The sequence below is a fragment of the Oleiphilus sp. HI0128 genome (assembly GCF_001635365.1).
Map to the genome: position 1 here is coordinate 1 of NZ_LWGG01001126.1, position 1,784 is coordinate 1,784.

At 45.7% G+C, this 1,784-nt stretch carries 4 protein-coding genes; 2 read left to right on the forward strand and 2 right to left on the reverse strand.

Translation table 11 applies throughout. From position 1 onward, the window contains the following. Together A3763_RS19170 and A3763_RS19175 are read left to right on the forward strand one after the other, a co-directional pair. Positions 1-264: WS/DGAT domain-containing protein (locus A3763_RS19170; RefSeq protein WP_156495187.1), on the forward strand; the 264-nt coding region annotated here is incomplete at its 5' end. A 167-nt stretch (positions 265-431) separates the two neighbouring features. Beyond that, the gene (locus tag A3763_RS19175; protein WP_068516741.1) at positions 432-755 is read left to right on the forward strand and encodes a DUF2288 domain-containing protein; all 324 of its coding nucleotides are present in this window, start codon (positions 432-434) and stop codon (positions 753-755) included. Between the two features lie 17 nt (positions 756-772). Here the strand turns inward: A3763_RS19175 and A3763_RS19180 are convergent, their stop codons facing one another. Both A3763_RS19180 and A3763_RS19185 read right to left on the reverse strand, forming a co-directional pair. Next, positions 773-1,342 carry a nucleoside deaminase gene (locus tag A3763_RS19180; RefSeq protein ID WP_068509914.1) on the reverse strand — a complete coding sequence of 190 codons (570 nt, stop codon included), beginning with the start codon at positions 1,340-1,342 and terminating at the stop codon, positions 773-775. Next, on the reverse strand, positions 1,335-1,784 hold a 450-nt coding region (locus A3763_RS19185; protein ID WP_068760356.1), incomplete at its 5' end, for a DUF2238 domain-containing protein. The genes A3763_RS19185 and A3763_RS19180, both read right to left, overlap by 8 nt.

Genomic DNA, 1,784 nt, shown 5'->3' on the forward strand with positions numbered 1-1,784 from the left:
CCTGGTTCTAGAGAGACTCGCTACCTAGCTGGGGCTGAGATTAAAGAGCAGATGTTCTGGGTTCCCCAGACGGGTGATATCGGTTTAGGTTTGAGCATCATTAGCTATGCGGGGCAAATTCAGTTTGGTTTGGTTGGCGATGCAAAGCTGTTCCCTAACCCTGAGCGTATTGTGAAGCACTTTGTTGAACAGCTCGAGAAGCACCGTACTGACATCGTATCAAGTTATATTGAAGACCTTGTTCAGCCTGTGATGGCCTCGTAACTAGCAGTCCTTGAGTGTTTGTTAGGATCTAAAAAGTATCCAGTATATGAATCGTTCATTATTACTGGATACTTCTAGTGTAAATTCAGTATCATTACCTGCTTTAAGGCTGCGAGCGACGAAAGCTTGCTGTTCGAAACTCCTTTGAAAGTAAAGTTAGGTAGCTTATGTCCGATAGTCCGTCACTCAATGCTAATGACCAAGTTCCACTTAAGCATAAACTCAACTTGGAAACTGCTAGAGCTCCCTGGCGCGAGCTACAGACTTTCTTCGCCTCGGGCATGGTGCTATACGTTGCTCCGGGTCTTGATCTATTGTTGGTGGGCGAGCAGTTTGCGGCAGATAATGCTCCGATCTTCAAGGAATGGCTAGCCTCGGGGCAGGTTGCCCAGGTTTCAGATGATCAGGCCTTAGCCTGGTATGAGGCCGATGCCGAACTGTGGACTTTAGTGATTAAACCTTGGATTCTAGTCCAGGCGGTTTCTAAATAAACTTAGTTCTGAGAATGCTAGTAAATATGTCCATTTTTATTAGCATAGCTGTTTAGTACGGCTTTGGCTTCGTCTCGGCAGACTTCAGTTATTACTTCTATCTTTCTTTTTTCAAGACCCGCTTTCCAAGCATTGGGTTTATCTCCTTCGTCAAAGCCTATCGCTTCGGCATCTTTGCCTGTTGCCGCACAGACGACGCGATGAATACCTGACCAGGGGATTGCTCCCAGGCACATAGCGCAGGGTTCGGTACTGGTAAGCAGTTCTAACCGGTGCTCGGATTTTGCTAGTTCGTAACTACCCAGTTGTTGTTGAGCCAAGCTGATAGCAAGGATTTCTGCGTGTAATATTGATAGACCTTGGCTTGTGACCAGGTTGACACCTAAAGATATCAGTTTGCCAGACTCGGTCTCAAAAACGCCTGCGGCAAAGGGGCCGCCAGTATCTTTATTAATGTTTCTTTGTGATGCCGCGATGACGAACTTCATTCGCTCGCTCAGGCTTTCACTTATCTGGTAGCTAGCACGATATTCACTTAACCAGTTAGGAAGCTGGATTTCTAAAGAGTTTGCGTAGGGGTCAATCATCTTTTACACGGCTTTTAAGACTGAGTAACTGGCGGTTATGTGTTTTCGAGAGTGTGATAATAGCCAGAATCGCGCCTACCAGTGCAATTGCCATATCAGATTGAGTATCCCAATTATCGCCTTGAGTACCTAAAAATGCTTCTGCTGCCTGGTCTGATAAGAGTGCGACCCACCATTCGATAAGTTCATAAAATGCGCTGAAGGCCAAGCATATGCTAATAATATAGAAATTGAGCCAGCTGACGCCGTTAACGACCTGCTTTCGAATAAGGATTTCTCTGGCAAGAATGGCTGGGACAAAGCCTTGTGCGAAATGGCCAACTTTATCGTAATTGTTGCGGTCCAAGTCCCAGGCTTCTTTTATCATGTCGAACAAGGGGACTTCTGCGTAGGTGTAATGTCCACCAATCATTAAAATGATACAGTGAATCAGGATTAGGAA